Below are 24,128 nucleotides of genomic sequence, written 5' to 3'. Positions count from 1 at the left end.
CGCGACACGCGAAGGGCCGGGATCCGCATCGGATCCCGGCCCTTCGTCATATCCGGTCTCAGCCCGCGACACCCCAGTGCAGGACGCGCGAGGTGAACAGCACCAGCCCCAGCGACACCACCGCGACCGTCACCAGCCCGACCACCGCGACCACGAGCGGCCGCCACCCGGTCCGGGCCAGCTCACGAATATTGGTGTTCAACCCGACGCCCGCGAAGGTCAGCAGGAACGCCCACCGAGACACATTGGCCAGGTTGGTCGTCTGCTGCTTGGACAGCCAGTGGAAGGTGGCCACCGCCGACACCGCCAGGAAGCCGAGCACGAACTTCGGGAACTTGGACCACACGAACGCCGCCTTGGCCCGCACGCCCGGCGCGATCGCATCGGCCTCGCCCCGCGCGGCCCAGTAGGCCGCGAACCCCAGCACCACGAACCCGATCAGCGCGTTCCGCGTCGACTTCACCAGCACCGCGACCTTGCCCGCCTCATCGGAGAACAAGTACCCGGTGGCCGTGGTCTCGGCCGTATTGTCGACCGCCAGACCGGCCCACAACCCGAACTCGTGATCACTGAGCCCGATCGCGTGCCCGAGCGGCGGCAGCGCGAACAGCGCGACCGCGCCGAGCGCCAGAATCGCCGCGATGGCATAACCGACCTCGGAGTTCCGCGCCCGAATCGCGCCCTTCCCCGCGATGATCGCCGACACCCCGCAAATCGAGGTGCCGATGGCCAAGAGCGACCCGAGCTTCCCCGGCAGCCCCAGCCACCGTGCCACCGCGAGAATGATCGCCCCCGACACCGTCATATCGATCAGGATCTGCAGAAAACTGGTCCCACCCAGCTTCGCCACATCCCCGAGCACGAACCGCGACCCCAGCGCCACGATCCCGATCTTCAGCCAGAACTCGTACGTCCCCACCCCCGGCCGGAAGATCGGATGCAGCCCAACGGTATTGGTGATCACCAGCCCGATCAGAATGGCCCACAGCACGTACTCGATATCGGGAACCGTCCAATGCTGATGCTTGGCGGCACTGTTCCACCAGATCTGCGCATACTTCCCGAGCACGCCGACCGCGATCAGCAGCACTACACCCGGAACGTAACCGAGCAGCCGCGCGAGCGTCAGCGGCCCCGAAGGCTGATCGAATTCCTCCGCACCGGAACCGGATCCGACCTTCTCACCCGTGTTGACAGCGATGTCACTCATCCCGTCACCACGGAATCTTCGGCAGCACGCCGAGCACAGCGAGCGCGACCACCACGCCCGACACGATCACGGACCACCAGTCGGCCCCGAGCCGCCCGAGGGCATCCAGCCTCGACGACGGGGGAGTGGGACTGTTCACCAGGAACCTCCAGGTCATAACGCGATACAGCGTCGTGAACTATGAGCCCACCGGAGGTTTTCGGACACCCTTGCACTCGCCCTGATTCCAGCCCTTGTGGCCGAAAGTGTGGATTTTGTGGCCGTCGGTCTGTCATGTGGTCATATCCGCTGGTCGTAGCGTCGGGGTATGCGATTCGACTACGACGTCATCGTGATCGGCTCCGGGTTCGGGGGCAGTGTGAGTGCGCTGCGGCTGACCGAGAAGGGGTATCGCGTCGGCGTGATGGAGGCCGGGCGGCGGTTCGAGGACCATGAGTTCGCGAAGACGTCCTGGCGGCTGCGGCAGTATTTGTGGGCTCCGGCGTTGGGGTGCTTCGGGATTCAGCGGCTGGCGCTGTTGAACGACACGTTCGTGATGGCCGGGGCGGGGGTGGGCGGTGGCTCGCTGGTGTACGCCAACACGCTGTACGAGCCGCCGGACAAGTTCTACGCGGACCGGCAGTGGGGGCACATCACCGACTGGAAGAGCGAGCTCGCGCCGCACTACGACCAGGCCAAGCGGATGCTGGGGGTGACGGCGAATCCGGCGACCACGCCCGCGGACCGGGTGCTGCGGGACGTGGCGGACAGTATGGGGATCGGCGACAGTTATCAGGCCACGCCTGTCGGCGTCTTCTTCGGCGGGGCCGGTCGGCGTCCGGGTGAGGATGTGCCGGACCCGTTCTTCGGCGGGGCCGGGCCGAGCCGGCGCACCTGCACCCATTGCGGCGAGTGCATGACGGGGTGCCGGCACAATGCCAAGAACACCCTGGTCAAGAACTATCTGTATCTGGCCGAAAAGGCAGGGGCCGTGGTGCATCCGCTGACCACGGTCACCGATGTGCGGCCGTTGAACGGCGGCGGGTACGCCGTGGAGACGGCGCGCACCGGGCGGCTGTTCCGTAAGCAGCGGAGCGAATTCACCGCCGAACAGGTGATTTTCGCGGCCGCCTCGCTGGGCACGCAGCGCCTGCTGCACCGGCTGCGGGACAAGGGCTCGCTCACCGGGATCTCCGATCGGCTCGGTTATCTGTCCCGCACCAACTCCGAGGAGCTGCTCGGCGTGCGCAGCCGCGACCCGCAGGCGGACTACACCAAGGGCGTGGCGATCACCTCCTCGATCCACCCCGACCACGACACCCACGTGGAACCGGTTCGATATGGCAAGGGCAGCAATGCCTTCGGCGTCATGAGCACCCTGATGGTCGACGACGAGGGCGATACCCCGCGCTGGCGGCTGTGGCTACGGGCGGCCCGCCGCCACCCCCGCGACGCGGTGCGGGTGCACAATGCCCGCCACTGGTCCGAGCGCACCATCGGCCTGCTGGTCATGCAGTCGGTGGACAACTCCATCACCACCTACACCAAGCGCGGGCCCTTCGGCCGCCGCATGACCACCAAACAGGGTGACGGCCAACCCAACCCGACCTGGGTGCCGGCCGGACACGAGGTCGCCCGCCGGGTCGCCGACGCCGTCGACGGCATTCCGATCGGCGCGAGCTCGAGCATCCTCGAGATTCCGATGACCGGTCATTTCCTGGGCGGCTGCGCCATCGGGGACTCGCCCGCCACCGGCGTCGTGGACGCCTACCACCGCCTCTACGGCCACCCTGGCCTGCACATCGTCGACGGCTCCACCATCTCGGCGAACCTAGGCGTCAACCCGTCGCTCACCATCACCGCCCAGGCCGAACGCGCGATCTCCTTGTGGCCCAACAAGGGTGAGCCCGATCCCCGCCCGGAGCCGGGTGCGGCCTATCGGCGGATCGACCCGACCGCACCGCGCAGTCCAGTGGTCCCGCCCACGGCCCCGGCCGCGCTGCGCCTGCCGATCGTGGAGATCACGATGCCCCGGGTCGACGTGCCGGGGATATAGCTTCCGGGAAGCGAGAGTTCCGGAAACACGAAGGGCGGGCGCGAAACATGCGCCCGCCCTTCGCATTCGATCAGAGCGCCAGCAGACGCGCCTTGGCCTCGTCGTACTCGCGGATCAGCCGCTCGACCAGGTCGGCGGCCGGGAGGACCGCGTCGACCGAGCCGATGCCCTGGCCCGAGCCCCAGATGTCCTTCCACGGCTTGGCGCCGGGCGTGGTCGAATCCGATTCGCCGGTGCCGAAGTCCATGGCCGACGGGTCGGACTGGCCCAGATTGTCGGGGTCCATGCCCGCGGCGGTGATGCTGCCGCGCAGGTAGTTGCCGTGGACGCCGGTGAACAGGTTGGAGTAGACGATGTCGCCCGCGGCGGAGTCGACGATCATCTGCTTGTAGCCGGGGACGGCATTGGCCTCGTCGGTGGCGATGAAGGCGGAGCCGATGTAGGCCAGGTCCGCGCCCGCCGCCTGCGCGGCCAGGATGGACCGGCCGTGCGCGATGGACCCCGACAGCAGCAGCGGCCCGTCGAACCAGTCCCGGATCTCCTGGACCAGCGCGAACGGCGACTGCGGCCCGGCGTGCCCGCCCGCGCCCGCCGCCACCGCGATCAGGCCGTCCGCGCCGCGCTCGACGGCCTTGTGCGCGAACACATTGTTGATGATGTCGTGCAGCACGATGCCGCCGTAGGAGTGCACGGCCTCGTTCACGTCCGGGCGCGCGCCCAGTGAGGTGATGACGATCGGCACCTTGTGCTCGACCACCGTGGCCAGGTCCTCGTCCAGCCGGTCATTGCTCTTGTGCACGATCAGGTTCACCGCGTAGGGCGCGGACGGCCGGTCCGGATTGTCGGCGTCGTGCTTGGCGAGTTCCTCGTTGATCCGCACCAGCCACTCCTTGAAGAGCGACTGCGGGCGCGCGTTCAGCGACGGGAACGAACCCACGATGCCGGCTTTGGACTGGGCGATCACCAGTTCGGGCCCGGACACGATGAACATCGGGGAGGCGACCGCGGGCAGGCGCAGGCGCGAGGACAGGATGGGCGGCAGGCTCATGAACCAGATTCCTTCATCAAGGGGTTACCCGACGAACCTTACTCGTCGGTAATAACTCACGCCGCGCGGGTTTCGGCCAGCCGGTCGTGGCGGGCGTAGCTGTGATCGGGCCGGTTCGCGCGCACGATCCGGGCGTGCATGCGCTCGGTGATCCGGCGTCCCACGGTCTCGCTGAGCCGGGTCGCGCCCGGGATGATCCGGCGCGGAACCTCCAGCGCCCCATTGATCCCCGCGGTGGCGAAGATGGCCGCCATGAAGAACCGGCTGCGCGGCATCTCCAGGAAGTCGGCATTGGTGCGGCCCACCATGATTCGGCCGTAGGACGCGGCGTAGAGGGTGTAGGCCCGGCTGATCAGGCGGGAACGCAGGTCGCGGCCGTCGAACCCGTAGATGCTGCCGAGCGCCGAGATGAGCGCCTTGGACAGTGCGCGCGAATCCTCGTCGGGCAGGAATTCGTAGTCGGCTTGCAGCCACAGCAGCCGCCAGGTGTCGGTCTCGTCGGCCGGCACGACCTCCGGGTCGAGTCCGATCAGATGCCCGACGTAGCGCCACAGGTGGTAGACGGCCGCTTTCTCCTTGCGGGAGAACGTGAGTCCGACGGTATTGCAGCCCGCGATGGTGGCCAGCGAGAAGAGCATGAGGGTGCCCGCGGTCAGCGACTGGTTCACCGGCTCGTCCCACTGCTCGTAGTCCCAGTCGGGCCGCTGCTTCATTCCGGCGCGGACCTGCGCGTGCATGATCCGCACCCGCACCGTGTTCTTGAACCCCGGCGCGAACCGCTCGAGCCCGCCGCGCGCGGTGGCGTCCATCCACCAGCCCACGGTCTCGGCCACCCGGCGCGGGGCCATGTTCCGCGCGGACAGGCCGCCGGTGCCGATCAGCACCTTTCCGGCGCGGGAAGCCAGGTAGCCGCCATTGAGCGCGAACATGGACAGCGCCAGATTGGTCGCCCACGGACCGGCTCGTCCGCTGACCCGGGCGGCGAGGTCCAGCTTGTCCCGGTCGAGCCAGAACGGCAGCGAATCGAGTTGTGCGAAAAGGGCTTTCAGTTCCGTGGGTGCGTCGGGCACCTGGTCGATGCCGCGTTCCAGGGCCGTCTCGAACATGGCCCGGCCCTGTCCGGTGGGCAGTCGCTTGAACATGGCGACCACGTCGTCGGCCAGCGGATCGCCCAGGGCGGTGAATTTCCGGTACGCCGCCTGCTGTTCGGGGGTGGGCCGGATATCGCCGGGGCCGAGAACCTTGACCCCGAAGTTGAAGGGGAACTCCCGGAAGATCACCGGATCGGGCAACTCGGAACGCGTCATTGCGTGCCTCCTGGGTGCACTGAGTTTCTGGTGAAGGATGTCACCAGAACTTTGGTGATAGTCTTCACCAAACTGTGGGGGCATGGCAAGAGACAGGGCGAAACCGTGGAAACACCTCGTGGGCGCTACGCCGGGCTCAGCGCGGACGAACGCCGGAACCAGCGCCGCGAACGCCTGCGCGAGGCCGCCCTCGAAGCCATCGCCGAGGAGGGCATCGCCGGTCTGAAGGTGCGCGCCCTGTGCGCCCGCGCCGGTCTCAACGACCGCTACTTCTACGAGACCTACGGCCACACCGACCGGCTGCTGTTCGAGCTGGCCGACGAGCAGCTCGCCGAGGTCGTCGGCGCGGTCATGACCGCCATCACCACCGCGCCCGCCGACACCCGCGTCCGCCTGCGCGCGGTGGTGGAGGCCGGGATCACCGCCATCGCCGACCATCCGGCCCGGCGCCGGCTCACCATCGACATGCAGCTCACCGACGAATTGCGGCACCGCAGAACCGAACTCGTCAATGTCGTCGCGAACGTCATGCTCGACCAGGGCCGGGAACTGCTCGGCGAGGAGGCGGTCGCGGGCCTGCACGCCGAGCTGTCCGCCCGCACGGTCGCCCACGGCGGCCTGGAGATCCTCACCGAATGGCTGCGCGGCGAACTGGCCATCGACCGCGCCCAGCTCGTCGACTTCCTGGTGGCCATGATCCTCACCGCCGCCGAGATCACCACCACCGTGCAACGCGAAATGGCCGCCGGCTGACGATGTTCGGAGCGATCAGTTGGCGCTCTGCTGATCGTCGGGTGTCTGGACGAGCTTGTCGGACATGGCGCTGGCGATGAACTTGGGGATGCCAGGGGCGAAGATCTGCAGGTAGAAATCCATCCAGTCGTGGCGCGAGTTGAGGAACGGGAAATCGGTGGGCGCCATGTAGCGGATGGCGAGCATGGGCAGCGGCGCGTCGAGGGCCGGGAACGACGGATTGTGCAGCCCCGGAACGGTGCAGCCCGGATAGAACTGCCCGAGCATCAGACCCTGCTGGACGAACTTCGTCTTCTGGTCGTGCTGAACGGATTCGATGTCGGTGTACTCGGTGAGGTCGGGGAACACCGCGAGGACGGCCTTGAGTCTGGAATCGGGTTCCTTCAGGGGCGGCAGGGAGGGGAAGAGGTCGTACAGGTCGGCGATGATCTCGCTGATCCGCGAGCGGTCGATCTCACGGCCGGTGATGAACGCCGCCCACAGGGAATTGATGGTGATGGCGTGGCTGGTGTAGGGGCAGACCGCGCCCGGACGGCCGAGGTCGGGGTGGGAGTGACACAGGTAGTCGACCATCCACCGGCGCAGTTCGCCCGCACGTGGATACACACCGTTCCCCGCTGCGATATCGGGGTCGAACAGGTTGACTGGTTCGACGCCGGAACGTGTTCCGACGAATCGGTCGGTGTTCATGATCGGCTTGTCCTTGCTGGTGTTTGTGACTCTGTGGGGACAGTGCGGGTGGACCGGAAGTGCTCGGTGAGCACGAAGCCGATGGCGCGCAGCGCCTCTCGTTCGGTCATCCGTTCGTGCCGGACGGGAATCCGATGCTCGATGATTCGCCCGGTGACGTGGTCGGCCCAGGCGTGTGTGGGCGAGGATCCGTCGCCGGGGTCGTCGTCGGCGCCGAAGTAGATCAGCTCGCCGTCGAACGATCCCGGCCGATGCTCCCAGGTGAGGTCGATCAGCCGGGTGTAGTCGTGTTGCAGGCGCACGACGTGCTCGGCGGTCACCGCGGTGAAGAGTCCGCCCTGCTGGTGCAGCAGCTCGGTCGCGGCGTCGACGGTCAGCTCGGTGGAGCCGTCCGGAACCGCGATGCCGCCGAACTCGGTGAGCATCGTCGCCACCGACGGTGTCGGAGCCCGCACGCTGTCGGCCGAGACGACGCGGGTGTCCATCATGGCCAGGGTGGCCACGGACTCGCCGGCGCGGCGGAGCTGGACGGCCATCGCGTGCGCGATGGTGCCGCCGAGCGAATAGCCGAGCAGATGATAGGGACCGTGCGGTTGGACGGCCCGGATCTCCCGCACGTAGCGGTCCGCCAGCTCGTCGAGGGTCTCGAACCGCACGGTGGGATCGGACAGCGCCGGGGATTGCAGCCCCAGGACGGGACGGTCGGGATCGAGGTACTGCACCAATCCGCTGAAACCCCACGCCAATCCGATCGCCGGGTGGACGCAGAACAGTGGCGGTTCGATGCCGTCCGCGCGCAGGGGCAGCACGACCGCGAGCGCCTCGGCGAGATCCCCTTCGCCGGCCTCCGGTCCCTCGCGGCCGTCGCGGCGGTTCTCGATGCGGCGGGCCAGCGCTCGCGGTGTCGGATCGGTGAACAGCCACTGCAGTGGCGCGGTGACACCGGTCGACTCGGCGAGCAGCGCGACCAGTCGGGTCGCGGCCAGCGAGTTGCCGCCGAGCGCGAAGAAGCCGTCGTCGACGCCGACGCGTTCGGTGTCGAGGGTTTCGGCGAAGGCCGTGCAGACGGCGACCTCGATCGGGCTGGAGGGCGGGCGGTACGGGGCCCGGCGCAGGTCGGGGACCGGCAGGGCGTTGTAGTCGAGTTTGCCTGTGGCCGTGAGCGGTAACCGGTCGAGCGTGACGATGGTGGTCGGGATCATGTGGGTCGGCAGTCGGGTGGCGAGGTGCCTGGTCAGCACCGCGGCATCCGGCGTGGAATGCGGGGCGGGCACCACATAGCCGGTGAGCACGTCGCCGCCGCCCGGCCGGGCGTGGACCGCGATCGCCGCCCGGGAGACGTCGGGGTGACCGCGCAACGCGGTTTCGATGTCGCCCGGTTCGATGCGATGACCGTTGAGCTTGATCTGGAGATCGCTGCGGCCCAGGTACCGCAGCCGCCCGTCGCCATTCCACATGACCAGATCACCGGTCCGATACATGCGCGTCCCCGGCGGCCCCCACGGGTCGGGCACGAATCGGGCTGCCGTGAGGGCGGGTTGCCCGTGGTAGCCGCGGGCGATGCCCGGTCCGGACAGATACAGTTCGCCCGCCACTCCGGGCGGAACCGGGCGCAGCCCGCGGTCCAGGACCACGGCCGAGAACCCCAGGCCCGGGCCGCCGATCAGCGGCGCCCTGTCCGTGATCGTGGTCACGGCGGTGTCGCCGCAACTGAAGATGGTGGTCTCGGTGGCGCCGTACGTGTTGATCAGCGTGCGGCCCGGGACCCATCGGTTCACCAGATCCGCCGGGCAGTTCTCGCCGCCGAGGATCAGGGTGCGCAGGGAGTCGAGTTCGCCGGCGGGCAGGGATTCGAGCACGGTCGGTGTGAAGGCCGCATGCGTGGCCCGCGCGGCCGTGATCCGTTCGGCCAGTTCGGCGCCCGCGACCGCTCGCTCCGGCGCGACCACCAGGGTGGCTCCGGCGGCGATGGCGCAGACCCATTCGAGGATCGAGACGTCGAAGCTCGGCGAGGCCGCGGCCAGCATGCGAGACGAGGAGGTGAGGCCGAACCGCTCCCGTGCTTCGGTGGCCAGGTTCGAGAGCCCGGCATGGGTGACCATGACGCCCTTGGGGATTCCGGTGGAACCCGAGGTGTAGATCAGATAGGCGGGATGCTCGGGCCGGAGCGTGGCGGTGCGCTCGCCGTCGTCGATCGCGGTGGCGCGCGCGAAGGCCGCCTTCGTGGCGAATCCGGGACTGTCGAAGCTGAGCCACGGGGTGGTGTCCGGCAGTTGGTCCCGATAGGACTCGGCCGTCAGCCCGACGATCGGGCCGGCGTCGGCGAGGATGTCGCCGATCCGGTCCAGAGGCTGGTCGGGGTCGATCTGGACGAAGGCCGCACCGGTCTTGGCGACCGCCCAGATGGCGATCATGGCGTCGGGGGAGCGCGGGAAGCCCACGGCCACCAGCGTTTCCGGTCCGGCTCCGGCGTCGATCAGGATGCGCGCCCACCGGTTCGAGGTCTCGTCGAGTTCGCGGTAGGACAACACCTCGCCGTCGCAGATCACCGCGTCCGAGCGGGAGTCCGCCGCGGCCGCCAGCAGCTGCGGCAGCGTCGAGGTCGGCGCGCTGGGCCCGCCGCGCACGGGGGCCAAGTCGGCCAGCTCCTCCGGTGACAGCAGCGGGACGCGCAGGAGCGGGAGATCGATGTCGTCGGTGATGGCGTCGAGCACCCGCCCCACCCGGTCGGCGAGGGCGTCGATCTGCTGCCTGCTGAACGAATCGGGCAGATATTCGAAGGTCAGCTGCAGTCGGGCGCCGAGATGGGCGATCAGGCCGAGCGGGTAGTGCGCGGCGTCGCGTCCGTGCACGTCGAGGACGTGCATCCCGGCGATGTCGGTGTCCTCGGACAGACCTGCCGTGTCGACCGGGTAGGACTCGAAGACGGTCACGGTGTCGAACATCGCGCCGGCCCCGGCCGCCTGCTGGATCCGGGCGAGGCCGAGGTGGTCGTGGTCGAGCAGCCCGGATTGTTCGGTCTGGATCCGCCGGAGCAGCTGGGCGAGGGTTTCGCCGTAGTCGAGCCGGACGCGGACCGGCACGGTGTTGACGAACAGGCCGACCATCGATTCGATGCCGGGGAGCTGCGGGGGGCGTCCGGAGACGGTGGCGCCGAAGACGACGTCCTCGCGCGCGGTCGCGCTGGCGAGCACGATCGCCCAGGCCGCGCGAACGATGGTGTTGAGGGTGGTCTCCTGCCGGTGGGCCACGGCGACCAGGGCCGCGGTGCGGTCTTCGCTCAGCCGCACCCGGACTTCGCGTGCGGCGTCGGTGCCCCGGTCGCTGTCCGCGCGGGCCAGCAGCGTCGGCTCGGTGACGCCCTCGAGCGCCCGGGTCCAAGCCGCTTCCGCCGCTTCCTGATCCCGGGTTTCCAGCCACGCCAGGTAGTCGCGGTAGGGGCGGGCCGGGGGCAGCGCGGCGGGGTCGCTGTCGGCGGCGTAGAGGATCAGCAGTTCCCGGATCAGCAGTGGGGTGGACCAGCCGTCGATCAGGATGTGATGCATGCTCAGCAGCAGCGTGTACCGCTGCGGCGAGGTGTCGACCAGGGTGAGTCGCAGCAGCGGCGCGGCGGTCATGTCGAAGTGCCGGTCGGCTTCCATGAGCTGCTCGAGCGCGGCCGCGGCGTCGGCGCGCTCGGTGAGGTCGATCCTGGTGAACGGTACGTCGACTCGGCGGTGGACCAGCTGCACCGGTTCGCCCGTGCCGTCGCGCGCGAACGAGGTGCGCAGGTTCGGGTGTCGTCCGATGAGGGTCTGCGAGGCGCGGCGCAGCCGGTCCGCGTCGACCTGTCCGCCGAGTTCCATCCGCAGTTGCACGATGTAGTCGTCGCGGGCGCCGTCGGCGAGCTGGGCGTGGAACAACAGACCCGCCTGCAGCGGCGTGAGCGACCAAATATCTTCCAGCTCAGGGTATTCGGCCTCGATCCGGTCGATCGCGGGCTGGTCGAGGTCGACGAGGTCGAGGTCGGAGGGCGTCAGCCCGCCCGCGCCGGGCCGGGACGCGTGCGTCGCGAGGGCGGTCACCGCGTCGCTCCACAGTTCCGCGAGGTCGGTGACGTCGTCGGCGGTGATCAGCCCGGCCGGGTAGTCCCAGGCGGCGGTCAGGGCGGGTCCGTCCGGAGTGTCCATGACGGCCGCGTTGATGCCCAGCACGGCCGCGGCCGACGCGTCGGGGGGCTGCGCACCGCCCGCGGCATCGGCGCCGGCGGGCATCCACCCGAACTCGAGCGCCGCCTCGGGAATCGTGTCGAACCGGCCGAGATAGTTGAAACTCACCTGCGGGTCCGGCAGCGCGCCCAGGACGCGGGCGGTCTCGGCGTTCAGATAGCGCAGCAGCCCGTAGCCGGTCCCGTCGCCGGGGACCCGCCGGAGTTGTTCCTTCACCGACTTCATGACCGCCCCCGCGGTTGCTCCCGCGTCGAACGCGTCATCGATGTCGATGTCGGACAGGTCGATTCGCACCGGGTACGTGGTGGTGAACCACCCGACCGTGCGAGTGAGGTCGGCGCCGGGCAGCGTGGTGTCGTCGCGGCCGTGGCTCTCGAGGGTGAGCAGCGTTTCGGTGATGGTTTCGCCGCGGCTTCGACGCCACCGGGTCAGCGCCAGGGCGAGCGCGGCGATCAGGGCGTCGTCCACCTTGCCGTTGAACGCGTGGGGCAGGGCGGTGAGCACGGCCCGGGTCACCGTGGCGGGCAGCGTGACCTGGACGGTGGCCACGGTGGCCTGCTTGTCCACCGCCGGGTCGAGCGGGCGCGTCCCGATCGGTGGATCGGCGGCGGCGAGCGTGGCACGCCACCGGTCGAGTTCGTCGAGATTCGCGGCGGCGGTGTCGAGGGCGTGCGCCCAGCGGCGCATGGACGTACCGACGGGCGGGAGCTGCGGCGGCTGCCCGGCGGTCACCTGGCCCCCGGCGACCGCGAAGTCGGGCACGAGGATCCGCCAGGACACGCCGTCCACCACCAGGTGGTGGACGACGACCAGCAGCCGGCCGGGACCGGCGGCGCGGTCGAACCAGACCACTTGCAGCACAATGCCTTCGGCGGGGTCGAGACGCTCGGCGGCGGCTCGTGCCTCCACATCGGCGATCACGGCGAACGCGGCGCTGTCCGGCTCCGCCTCCACCGACACGTGCCGGATCAGGTCGGCGGCGGACACCCCGGTCGGCCGCACCTCCACCGCCCAGCCCGACGGATGCGCGGGATCGGGCGCCAGCCGGGCCCGCAGCATGTCGTGATGGTCGAGCACGGCCTGCACGGTCGCCTCGATGACGGTCCGGTCGACGCCGGTCGGCAGGGTGAGCATCACCCACTGGCAGAAGGACTCGAATCCGCCGCGCTCGAACATCCAGCACATGATGGGCGTCAACGGCATCGGCCCCACGCCTCCGCCGGGCAGTTCCTTCGGAAGGGCGACGCTGTCGCGGACGGCGATCCGGGCCAGTCCGGCAACCGTCTTGCGCTCGAACACCTCTCGTACGGAGAGCGTCAGACCGGCCGCCTTGGCCCGGGTGACCAATTGGATCGACATGATGCTGTCGCCGCCGAGCGCGAAGAACGAATCGTCGAGCCCGATCGTGTCGATCCCCAGGACTTCCGCGAACAGCCCCGCGAGCGTCTTCTCCGTCTTGGTGACCGGCGCCCGGAATTCGACTCGGCCCGTGCTGAAGTCTGGTTCGGGCAGCGCGCGGCGGTCGATCTTGCCCGTCTCCGTCGTCGGCAGCGCGTCGAGCACCATCACGGTGGCGGGCACCAGGTGCGGGGCCAGGCGCTGCCCGGCGACCGTGAGGATCGCGACCGGGTCCAGTTCGGCGCCGGGTTCGGGCACGACGTACCCGATCAACCGATCACCGGCGGACCCGTGGTGCACCGCCGCCGCCGCGCGGGCCACTCCCGGACAGGCCAGCAGTCCCGATTCGACCTCGCCGAGTTCGATCCGGAAGCCGCGAATCTTGACCTGGAAGTCCGTGCGCCCGACGTAGTCCAGCGTCAGACCTCCCTCCGGCAGCCGCAGCCACCGCACCAGGTCCCCGGTCCGGTACATGCGCTGCCCGGGGCCCGCGAACGGATCGGCGACGAACCGGGACGCGGTCAGACTGGTCCGGTTGCGGTATCCGCGCGCCAATCCCGGTCCGGTGAGGTACAACTCGCCGACGACTCCGACCGGCACCGGACGCAGCCACGCGTCGAGGACGATCTCGCCAACGCCGCGGATCGGTCCGCCGATGGTCGCGGTCTCACCCGGCACCATCGGCGCGCCCGCGTCGGTCTGGATGGTGGCCTCCGCCGGACCGTAGGTGTTGAACAGCTTCCGGCCCGGCGCCCACCGCGACACCAGGCCGGGCGGGGGCGCTTCGCCGCCGATCACGACCGTCCCGAGGTGCCGCAGCCCGGCCGGGTCGACCGTGCCGAGAGCGGTGGGAGTCAGCGCGGCGTGGGTCACCGCGTGCTGCGAGATGAGCTGCGCCAGTTCGATTCCGCCGAGGACCGCCGGCGGCGCGATGACGAGGCGTCCGCCGGACGCGAAGGCCCAGAGGAGTTCCAGGATGGCCGCGTCGAAAATGGGCGACGCGGCGTGCAGCACCCGCGCGCCCGGCCCGATGTCGAACCGCGAGCACTGCTCGGCCGCCAGGTTCGCCAACCCCCGGTGCGAGACCACCACGCCCTTGGGCACTCCCGTCGAGCCGGACGTGTAGATCACGTACATCGGATGGTCGAGTCGAACCGGGCGGATACGCTCGGTATCGGTCACCGGCAGCGCGGGTGACCGCGCCACCTCCGCCGCGAAGTCCGGGTCGTCGAGGACCAGCCACCGCACCGAGCCGGGCAGCCGATCCTTCCACTCGGACAGCGTGATTCCGACCGCCACACCGGAGTCGGCGAGCATGTGCTCGACCCGTTCCCCGGGCGTGCGCGGATCCACCGGGACGAATGCCGCCCCCGACTTCGCCACCGCCCATACCGCGAGCACCGACTCGTAGCAGCGCGGCAGTCCGATCGCGACATTCGTCTCCGGTCCGGCGCCGAGACCGATCAGTGTGCGCGCCAAACGATTCGACTCCGTATCGAGTTCGTCGTAGGTCCACTGCCGGTCCCCGCACTCCACCGCCACCGCACCCGGATCCCGGGCGTGCGTGGCCGCGAGCAGTTCCGGCAACACCCGCTCCGGTACCGCGGGATCACCCGAGACCGGCGCCAGCTCGCGGTACTCCCGTGGCGCGAGCAGATTCAGCCGGGCGAGCGGCACGTCCGGGTCGGCGGCCAGATCGCCCAGGACGTCCAGGATCCGATGCAGGGTCGCCGCGATCGTGTCCCGGTCGAAGAACTCGGGCAGGTACTTGATCACCAGGTGCAGCCGCTCGTCGACGCGCCCGACCACGCCCATCGGATAGTGGGCCGCGTCGGAACCGGTCATGTCGACCAGCCGCATGCCGGCGATATCGGTGTCCGCGGTCAGCCCGTAGCGGTCGACCGGGAAGGACTCGAACACCGTCATCGTGTCGAAGACCGCACCCGGCCCGACCACTCGCTCGATCTCGGCCAGCCCGACGAATTGGTGATCGAGCAGCGCCGCCTGCTCGGCCTGGACACGGTCGAGCAATTGCCCGACCGTCTCACCGGCGTCGAGGCGAACACGCACCGGCACCGTGTTGACCAGCAGCCCGATCATCGATTCGACGCCCGCGAGCTGCGGCGGCCGCCCGGAGACCACGGCGCCGAACGTCACGTCCTTCCGAGATGTCAACGCGCCCAGCACGATCGCCCACGCCACCTGGATCATGGTGTTGAGGGTGATGCCGCGGGACCGCGCGCGGCCGATCAACGCGGCGGTCTCCGCCTCGCCGAGTTCGCCTGACAGCTCCCGTGATTCGGTGTAGCGGCGGCCGGGATCGGGTGCGGCCACCAGGGTCGGCTCGTCGGCGCCCTCGAACGCGCGCGCCCAGGCGTCGAGCGCGGCGGCCGGGTCCTGCCGGGCGACCCAGGTCAGGAAGTCCCGGTACGGACGCACCTCCGGCAGCACGGTGGTGTCGCCTTCGGTGGCGTAGAGGACCAGCAGCTCCTTCAGGAGCAGCGGCGTCGACCAGCCGTCGAGCAGCAGGTGATGGTTGGTCAGCACCAGCCGGTACCGCTCGGGTCCGATGGTGGCCAGCATCCAGCGCAGCAGCGGGGGACGGGCCGGGTCGAACCGGGTGGTGCGGTCGGCGGTCAGGAGCCGCGTCCACTCGCGCTCGCGGGCGTCGGCGTCCAGCCCGGACAGGTCCGGTTCCGACCAGGGCGCCTCGGTGGCGGCGTCGTCGACCACCTGCACCGGTTCCGGGTCGGTGACGAACGCGGCGCGCAGGTTCGCGTGCCGGTCGAGCAGCAGTCGCGTGGCCCGCCGCAGCCGCTCCGCGTCGACCCGGCCGTGCAGCTCGAGCACCAGTTGTGTGATGTAGGCGTCCACCGACTGCTCGGACACCAGCGCGTGGAACAGCAGACCCTGTTGGAGCGGCGCCAGGGGCCAGACGTCGCTCAATGCCGGATACCGGTGCTCGAGTCCCTCGATGTCGGATTGCCCGAGCTCGGCCGTCAGATCCGACGGCGTCCGTCCACCGCTCCCGGCGCGGCGGACATGCGTCGCCAGCGCGGTCAGTGCCGAACGCCAGTCCTCCGCGATCTCACGCACCGTGTCGGCGGTGAGCGCCCCTGCGGGGTACGACCAGATCGCCTGCAGCCGGGGCTCTTTCGCGTCGTCGAGGACCGTGACTTCGATGTCGAGGGCCGCGGTCGCCGGCATGTCCGGCGGCCGGGTACCGGGGAACTCCGCCTCGGCTGTCCCGGTGGCGACGCGGCCGCGGTAGGTGAACGCGATCTGCGGCGGCACGGTCGCGAGGGTTGGTCCGGCGTCCTCGTCGAGATACCGCAGCAGGCCGTAGCCGATCCCCTGGTCGGGGATGGCGAGCAGTTGTTCCTTGACGGACTTGACCGCGGCCGCCAATGCGGGCCCGCCCGTGTGGGCCTCGTCGAGATCGATGCCCGACAGGTCCAGGCGCATCGGATAGCTCGTGGCGAACCAGCCGACCGTATGAGCCGGATCCGAGCCCGGCGCAACGTCTTTCGCGCGGCCGTCGCCTTCGAGACGGATCGTGACGTCCGCGGCGGCTGTCGTCCCGTGCTCGCGCCGCCATTTCGCGATCGTGACCGCCAGCGCGGTCAGCAGCCCGTCGTTCACACTGCCGTGGAAGGCCGCGGGCACGGTGGTCAGCAGGGTCTCGGTCACGTCGGGGTCCATGTCGATCCGGACGGAGCGGGTGGTCGCGGCCACGTCGATCGCCGGGTCGAGGGGCCGTGTTCCGAGCGGTGGATCTTCCCCGGCGGTCATCGCTCGCCAGAGTTCGAGCTCGGTGGCGCGTTCCGGTCGCCGGGCCGCCTCGACCAGCCCGTGTGCCCAGCCGCGCATGGACGTTCCGGTCGGGGCCGGATCGGGTGGTTCGCCGGAGTCGCTCGGCGTCCACGCGGCGGTGAGATCCGCCGCCAGCACCTGCCAGGAGACGGGATCGATCGCCGAACGATGAACCACCAGCAGCACGGTGCCCGGTTCGGCGGAGCTTGCCGGGTCGAACCAGACCGCCTGCGTGACGATCCCGGCTCCCGGATCGAGCCGGTCCGCGGCGGCCTCCAGCTCTGTCGCCGCCAGCGCACGGAGTTCGCCTCGCCCCAGCCCCGCTTCCGTCGGTACTCGCGCGATGAGGTCGTCTGCGCGAATCATTCCGGTGGGCAACACCTTCCAGGACCACTGCCCGTCGCTACCCTGGTTCAGTCGCGTACGCAGCATGCCGTGCCGATCGAGGACCGTCTGCACGGCGTCGGCCAGCCGCCGCCGGTCGATCCCCTCCGGCAGGGGCAATATCATCGCCTGGGCGAAGCGGGCGCACGCGGACCCCGTCCGTTCGAGTAGCTCTCGCATGATCGGTGTCAGCGGTAGCGGGCCCGCGTCGGGTAGTTCGGCCAAGAGCTGTGTCACGGTGTCACTGTCACGGGTGGCGACCAGGGCGAGTCCGGCGACGGTCTTGCGCTCGAACACATCGCGTGGCGAGAACACCACGCCCGCGGTCCTGGCCCGGGTCACCAGCTGGATCGACATGATGCTGTCGCCGCCGAGGGCGAAGAAGGAATCGTCCGCGCCGACCCCGTCCGAGCCCAGGACGTCCGCGAAGCAGCGGGCGATGATCTGCTCGGTCGGTGTCGCGGGCGCTCGGAAAGGCTTGTCCGGAGCGAACACCGGCTTCGGCAACGCCTGCCGATCCAGCTTCCCCATCGGCGTCAACGGCACCCGATCCAGCACCATGATCGACGCCGGAACCATGTAGGACGGCAACCGGTCGCCCAGATACTCGGCCAGCACCGACGGATCGATCGAACATCCCGGTGCGGCAACGACGTACGACACCAGCGACTGCGCCCCCGACTCGGCCTGGCTGCCGACGGTCACCGCGTAACTCACCGCCGCGTGCGCCGCCAGCGCCGCGTCGATCTCGCCCAGTTCGATGCGCAGACCCCGGATCTTCACCTGGAAATCGGACCGACCCACGTGCTCGACCGTCCCCGCGGACGTCCACCGGGCCATGTCCCCGGTCCGGTACATCCGCTCGCCCGGCGCCCAGGGGCACGCGATGAAACGCTCGGCCGTCGCGCCCGGCCGACCGTGATACCCGCGCGCCAGACCGCCACCCGCGACATACAGCTCGCCCGCCACGCCGACCGGAACAGGCTCCAGCCGTTGGTCCAGAATCCACCCTGTCACACCGCGAATCGGGCCACCGATCGTCACCGCGTCACCCGCCGTCAGCGGTGCGCTCAGGGTCGCGACGATGGTCGTTTCGGTGGGCCCGTAGGAATTGAGCAGGGCGTGGTCGACGCCCCAGTGCTGGACCACGTCGATGCCGTAGTCCTCGCCGCCCACAACGAGGTGGGTCAGATCCGGTAGCGGCCAGCGGGCGGGGTCGATCGTCGAGAGCGTGGACGGTGTCAGGAGGACATGGCTGACGTGTTCGCGGGCGATCAGGTCGGCCAGTTCGTCACCGCCGTGGACGTCGCCGGGCGCGATGACCATGGTGGCGCCGGAACCCAGCGACACCAGCAGTTCCAGGACCGATACGTCGAAGCTCGGCGAGGCCATGTGCAGGGTCCGGGAATCGGATTCGATGCCCATGGCGTCGCGGTGCTCGACGGCGCAGTCGTACAGGCCTCGATGCGTGACCGCGACGCCCTTGGGCAGTCCGGTCGATCCCGAGGTGTAGATGAGGTAGGCGAGATCGTCGACCCGCAGCGGCCGGGTCCGTTCGTCGTCGGTGACGGGCCGGCCGTCGGCCACGTCGTCGGTGTGGTCGAGGTCGTCCGGTGTCAGCCAATCGATCCCGTCGGGCAGCCGGGCGCGCACGGACGGCACGGTCACACCGATGACCGCCCCCGACTCGGTCATCAGGTGCGTGATCCGTTCCCTCGGATGACCCGGATCGATCGGCAGGAACGCCGCCCCCGCTTTCGCGACCGCCAATTCGGTCAGCACCGAGTCCAGGGACCGCGGCATCCCGACCGCGACGATGTCCTCGGGGCCGATGCCGCGCCGAATGAGCGCTCGCGCCAGGCGATTCGAACGCTCATCCAACTCTCGATAGCTCAGTCGCTGCCCCGCGAACACGATCGCCGCGGCGTCGGGATCCCGTGCGGCCGCGGCCAGCAGATCCGGCAGCGTCATCGGGGCCGCGGCGAGTGCGCCGCGGTGGCTCAGCAGATCGGCGCGCTCGGCGGGCTCGAGGACCTCGATCGCCCCGACCGGAACGGTCGGATCGGCGACCACCGACTCCATGATCCGGATCCACCGATGCACAAGGGAATCGACCGTCGCGGCATCGAACAGGTCCGTGGCGTAGGTGACCACCACCGTCATGCCGCCGCTCGCGTGGTCCGGCGAGAGGATGAACTGCAGGTCGAAGCGGGACGCGGTGCCGGGCAGGTCGAGCACCGACAGTTCGAGTCCGGGCAGTAGGAGCGTCACCGGTTCCAGGTTCTGAAAGGCCAGCAGCACCTGGAACAACGGGTGGCGAGCCTGGGACCGCTGCGTGACCAGCTGGTCCACCACCTGCTCGAACGGGACATCGGCATGGTCGAACGCGTCCAGATCCACCTGCCGGACCAGGCCGAGCAGATCGGCGAACGACTGGCCGGGATCGACGGCGGTCCGCAAGACCAAGGTGTTGACGAACATCCCGACCATCTCGTCGAGCGCCGCCACGCCACGCCCCGCGATCGGTGTGCCGACCGGGATATCGGTGCCGCCGCTCATCCGGGCCAGCAATACCGCCAACGCACCGTGCACCACCATGAACAACGAGGAGTCGTGCCGTCGCGCGGATTCCTCCAGCCCGCGGACCAGGCCCGCGCTCAACGAGAAATTGGTGGTCGCACCACGATTCGACATGGCGACGGGCCGCGGCCGGTCGAACGGCAGTGGCAGCTCGCCGATCATGCCGTCCAAGGTCTCGGTCCAGTAGCGAAGCTGCCGGGCGCTCAGCGACTCCGGTTCGTCGGGCGAGCCGAGGACGTCCCGCTGCCACAGCGCGTAGTCCGCGTACTGGATGGGAAGCGGTGCCCACGAGGGGGTTTCACCGCGCATCCGGGCGGCGAAGGCCATGGTCAGATCGTGCGCCAGCGGAGCCATGGAGAAGCCGTCCGCGGCGATGTGATGCACGACGACGGCCAGCAGGTGTTCCGGTTCCTCGGTGTCGGCCACCCGGAACAGCCGGGCGCGCACCGGCACCCGGGCACTCACGTCGAAGCCCTCGGTGACGAATTCGGTGACCGCCGGGACCAGTTCGCCGGACGGCACCGTCGCCAGCACGGGATCCGAGTCCAGGTGGTCGACGGATTCGACCACCTGGATCAGCACGCCGTCATGGTCCGGGTACCGGGTGCGCAGCGATTCGTGTCTGGCCAGCACGTCGATCAGGGCCAGTCGCAGGGCCTCGACGTCCAGTTCGCCCCGCAGCCGCAGGGCGATCGGCATGTTGTACGCGCCGGAGCCGGTGTCGTACTGGTTGAAGAACCACATGCGTTGTTGCGCGGGGGCCAGCGGCACCAGATCCGGGCGCGGTCCGGCGATCAACGGTGGCCGGGATCGGCGCCCCGGTCCGGTTTCCTCCTCGACCCTGGTGGCCAGTTCGGCGGTCGTGGCCGCGTCGAACAGCAGCCGCACCGGAATCTCGGTGTCCAGCGCGGCGCCCAGGCGCGCCGCGACCCGGGTGGCGACCAGGCTGTCCGCGCCGAGGGCGAAGAAGGAGTCGTCGATCCCGATGGCGTCGATGTGCAGGACGTCGGCGAAGGTCTCGGCGATGAGACGCTCGGTCGGGGTCCGGGGCGCCCGGTACGGCTTGTCGTCGGCGAACACCGGTGCGGGCAAGGCTTTTCGATCGAGTTTGCCGGTCGGCGTCAGCGGTATCCGGTCCAGCACGACGATCGCGGCCGGAACCATGTAGGGCGGCAGGCGGTCGGCGAGATGAGCCGCCACCAGTGCGGTATCGATCGTCCGGCCCGGCGCGGCAACGACATACGAGACGAGCTGCTGGGCTCCCGAGTCGGCGCGATAGCCGATCGTGGCGGCATAGCCGACACTCGGATGACCGGTGAGCAGGGCGTCGATCTCCCCGAGCTCGATCCGCAGACCGCGGATCTTGACCTGGAAGTCGGACCGGCCCAGATGCTCGACCGAACCGTCGGCCGACCAGCGGACCACATCACCGGTCCGGTACATGCGCTCACCCGGCGACCACGGGCACGCCACGAACCGCTCCGCGGTCAACCCCGCCCGGTGGTGGTATCCACGAGCCAAGAGGCCACCGGCGACATACAACTCACCCGCCACACCGACCGGCACGGGCTGCAAGCGCTGGTCGAGGATCCAGGCCGAGGCGCCGCGGATCGGGCGGCCGATCGTGACGAGCTCACCCGCCGTCAATGCGGTCAGCGTGGCCGCGATCGTGGTCTCGGTGGGCCCGTATTCGTTGAACAGTCGACGGGTTCCACCCCACCGCTCGACCAGCTCGGCACCGTAGTCCTCGCCACCGACGACCAGATGTCCCAGATCCGGTAGGGCCCAACGGGTGTGGTCGATGGTCGAGAGCGTCGAGGGTGTCATACACGCGTGGCTGACGTGTTCGCGGTCGAGGAGTTCGGCGAGTTCGTCGCCGCCGAAGCTGTCACCTGGTGCGACGACCATGGTCGCGCCCGCGCACAACGCCAGCAGCAGTTCCAGGACCGAGACGTCGAAGCTCGGCGAAGCCAGATGCAGTGTGCGGGAGGACGATCCGATGCTCAGGGCCTCCCGGTGTTCGACGGCGCAGGTGTGCAGTCCGCGATGGGTTACGGCCACGCCCTTGGGCAGGCCGGTCGATCCGGAGGTGTAGAGGACGTACGCGACATCGTCGACCCGCAGCGGCCGCACCCGATCACCGTCGGTGATCGGCCGATCGTCGCCACCGTCGAGGTAATCCGTTGTCAGCCAGTCGATGTCGTTCGGCGACCGGGCGCGGGTGACCGCCGTGGTCAGTCCGACCGCCGCCTTCGAATCGGTCAGCAGGTGGGCGATGCGTTCGGCCGGATGGGCCGGATCGATCGGCAGGAAGGCGGCCCCCGACTTGGCCACCGCCCACACTGCCGCCACCGAATCGGCGGACCGCGGCATGGCGATCGCGACGATGTCCTCCGGACCGATGCCCCGCTCGATCAGCTTCCGAGCCCACCGATTCGAGCGTTCGTCCATTTCCCGGTAGCTCGCCACCCGCCCCCCGGCGACGATCGCCGCCGCGTCGGGATCCACCGCGACCGCGGTGGCCAGCAGTTCGGGCAGGGTGACCGGCGCGGCCGCGGGCGCGCCGCGGCGCGTCAGCAGATCGTCGCGCTCGGCGGGTTCTAGCACGTCGATCGATCCGACCGGAACGGTCGGATCGGCGACCACCGACTCCAGGATCCGGATCCACCGACGGACAAGGGAATCGATCGTCGCGGCATCGAACACATCCGTGGCGAAGGTGACCGTGCCGGTCGTGTCCCCGTCACCGTCGAGCGACGACAGGGTGAATTGCAGGTCGAAGCAGGACATTTCGCTGACCGGGCCGACCGCCAGCAACACTTGGCACACGGGCGGTCGCGATAGCTGCTCCGCCACTTCTTCGAACGGAATATCGGCATGGTCGAACGCGCTCGCATTCACCTGCCGCACCCGGCCGAGTAATTCGGCGAACGACTCCCGTGGATCGACTTCGGTCCGCAACACGACGGTATCGGCGAATGCCCCGATCGCATCGTCGACCGGTGTTCCGACCGAAATATCGGTGCCACCGCTCATTCGCGCCAGCAACACCGCCAATGCACCGTACACCACCATGAAGAACGAAGAATCATGCTGCCGTGCACAATTCTCCAACCCCCGAATCAATTCCGTGTCCACGGAAAATTCCGCGATAGCATGCCGATTCGACATCACCGCCGGCCGCGGCCGGTCGAATGGCAACGGAAGCTCTTCGGGAAGGTCCGCGAGCGTCTCACGCCAGAACGCCAGATTCTCACGGCGGCGGCGGATCCCGGCGCCCTCGGCGGCGCTGCGGGGGTGGACCTGTCCGAGCTCGGCGTCCGGGGTGGCGGCGAACGCGTCGAGGAACTCCGCGAATTCGGTGCCGTGCGCCGACAGTTCGCGGTCGGTGTAGAGGTTGGGATTGGCCAGGAACTGGAGGATCGTCCGCGGCGGATTCCCGGTCCGATACACATCGACCAGCAGATCGTCGACCGGGCCGGAGCTGAGGATATGGAACACTCCTGTCACCGAACCGAATTGGAGCTTGTGGTCGAAGAGCATGACGTTCACGACCGGGCCCGCGAACCGCCGCTGCGCGCCTGGGATCCCCATCGCGGCGCGAATGTCGGTGAGGCCGCACCGCTGGTGCCGCAACACGCCCACCAGATCGGACTGCACCCGCAGCGCCAGCGTCGCGACGGTCTCGGCCGGATCGAGGGTGATCGGCAGCGGTGCCACATTGACGAAAACCCCTGCGGATCGCCGCAGCACGGCGGTCGTGCGACCCGACACCGGAATATTGACCAGGACCTCGTCGCGGCCGGTCTTCCGGGCCAGGTAACAGCCGAACGCGGCGATCACCAGCGCGGCCGAGCTCGCTCCCACCGCATTCGCCGAACGGTCGATCCGCTCCATGGTCGCCGCCGGCAAGTCGGTGATCGAGACGGCGCTGTCCGCGCAGGCGGCCGCCTGCCCGGCGGCCAGACCGGTCTCCTCGCCGACGCCCGCGAGCCGGGTCACCCAATAGGCCTGGTCGTCGGCGAATCGCTTCGACTCCCGGTAGCTGCGATCGGCCTCGTACAGGGCGCGGATGTCCGCGGGCTGATTGGGCTCGGCCGGGACGCCTTGCATCGCCGCCGTGTACAGCGCCGCGATCCGGTTCACGTTCATCATCGCGCCGTAGCCGTCGAGCGCGATGTGATGACACCGGCTGTACAGCAGATAGCGCCGATCTCCCACCTGCACGATCGCCGTCATGACCAACAGGTCCCGGGTCATATCCAAGGGCGCCGTGTACTCCCGGCGCATCCACTCCACGCCCGCCGCGATCGGATCCGGTGCGTCCCGGACATCGATCAGCCTTGCTGCCTGGCCGAGTGCCGGGTCGTACACCTGATAGGGCACGCCGTCGGTCTCGACCAGTCTCAGATACCCCGATTGGAACTCGTGACCCGCTTGTATCGCTGCCACGCACAGCGTTTCGATGTCGAGGTCGCCGTCGAACTCGATATATTGTGCCTCGGATATCGGCACATCGGGACTCAATTTCTGGGCCAGCCATAATCCCTGCTGACCAGCGGACAGCGGTATCGGCTGCGGTCGCGGTGCAGTCATGGTTTCCCTTTGGCTCTGACCGCGCATTATTCGCGCATTATCTACTGCAAAACCCCGACCGCCGCCAGTATATGCCCAGCGGTCATAGCTGTATACGAACCAACCG

Annotated in this window: 8 protein-coding genes; 2 read left to right on the top strand and 6 right to left on the bottom strand. The window is 69.3% G+C overall.

Annotation, left to right across the window (positions count from 1 at the left end):
- Positions 1 to 58: 58 nt before the first annotated feature.
- Positions 59 to 1,129, bottom strand: a complete 1,071-nt coding sequence (locus ACWEOI_RS29255; RefSeq protein WP_452361705.1) for a YeiH family protein — start codon at positions 1,127 to 1,129, stop codon at positions 59 to 61.
- A gap of 85 nt (positions 1,130 to 1,214) precedes the next feature.
- A complete protein-coding gene (locus tag ACWEOI_RS29250) occupies positions 1,215 to 1,349 on the bottom strand; it encodes a hypothetical protein (protein ID WP_433671214.1) in 135 nt (44 codons plus the stop codon).
- A 168-nt stretch (positions 1,350 to 1,517) separates the two neighbouring features.
- Here ACWEOI_RS29250 and ACWEOI_RS29245 point away from each other — a divergent pair, with 168 nt between their 5' ends.
- Entirely contained in the window at positions 1,518 to 3,245 is a 1,728-nt protein-coding gene (locus ACWEOI_RS29245) for a GMC oxidoreductase (RefSeq protein ID WP_452361656.1), read from the top strand.
- A 70-nt stretch (positions 3,246 to 3,315) separates the two neighbouring features.
- Here ACWEOI_RS29245 and ACWEOI_RS29240 read toward each other — a convergent pair whose 3' ends face one another.
- Together ACWEOI_RS29240 and ACWEOI_RS29235 are read right to left on the bottom strand one after the other, a co-directional pair.
- On the bottom strand, positions 3,316 to 4,293 hold the full coding sequence (locus tag ACWEOI_RS29240) for a nitronate monooxygenase (protein ID WP_433671218.1): 978 nt from the start codon (positions 4,291 to 4,293) through the stop codon (positions 3,316 to 3,318).
- A 56-nt stretch (positions 4,294 to 4,349) separates the two neighbouring features.
- Entirely contained in the window at positions 4,350 to 5,600 is a 1,251-nt protein-coding gene (locus ACWEOI_RS29235) for an oxygenase MpaB family protein (RefSeq protein ID WP_452361655.1), read from the bottom strand.
- 105 nt (positions 5,601 to 5,705) lie between these two features.
- Between ACWEOI_RS29235 and ACWEOI_RS29230 the strand changes: the two genes are divergently transcribed.
- Entirely contained in the window at positions 5,706 to 6,353 is a 648-nt protein-coding gene (locus tag ACWEOI_RS29230) for a hypothetical protein (RefSeq protein WP_404204776.1), read from the top strand.
- Positions 6,354 to 6,368: 15 nt separating this feature from the next.
- Here the strand turns inward: ACWEOI_RS29230 and ACWEOI_RS29225 are convergent, their stop codons facing one another.
- Together ACWEOI_RS29225 and ACWEOI_RS29220 are read right to left on the bottom strand one after the other, a co-directional pair.
- On the bottom strand, positions 6,369 to 7,043 hold the full coding sequence (locus ACWEOI_RS29225) for a DUF6875 domain-containing protein (RefSeq protein ID WP_433671222.1): 675 nt from the start codon (positions 7,041 to 7,043) through the stop codon (positions 6,369 to 6,371).
- Positions 7,040 to 24,022: an amino acid adenylation domain-containing protein gene (locus ACWEOI_RS29220; RefSeq protein ID WP_452361654.1), complete on the bottom strand. Its 16,983-nt coding sequence runs from the start codon at positions 24,020 to 24,022 to the stop codon at positions 7,040 to 7,042. Before ACWEOI_RS29220 ends, ACWEOI_RS29225 begins: the two co-directional genes overlap by 4 nt.
- Positions 24,023 to 24,128 lie beyond the last annotated feature (106 nt).

This window comes from Nocardia sp. NPDC004340 (assembly GCF_053602575.1).
This window is presented reverse-complemented; position numbering and strand designations above follow the sequence as displayed.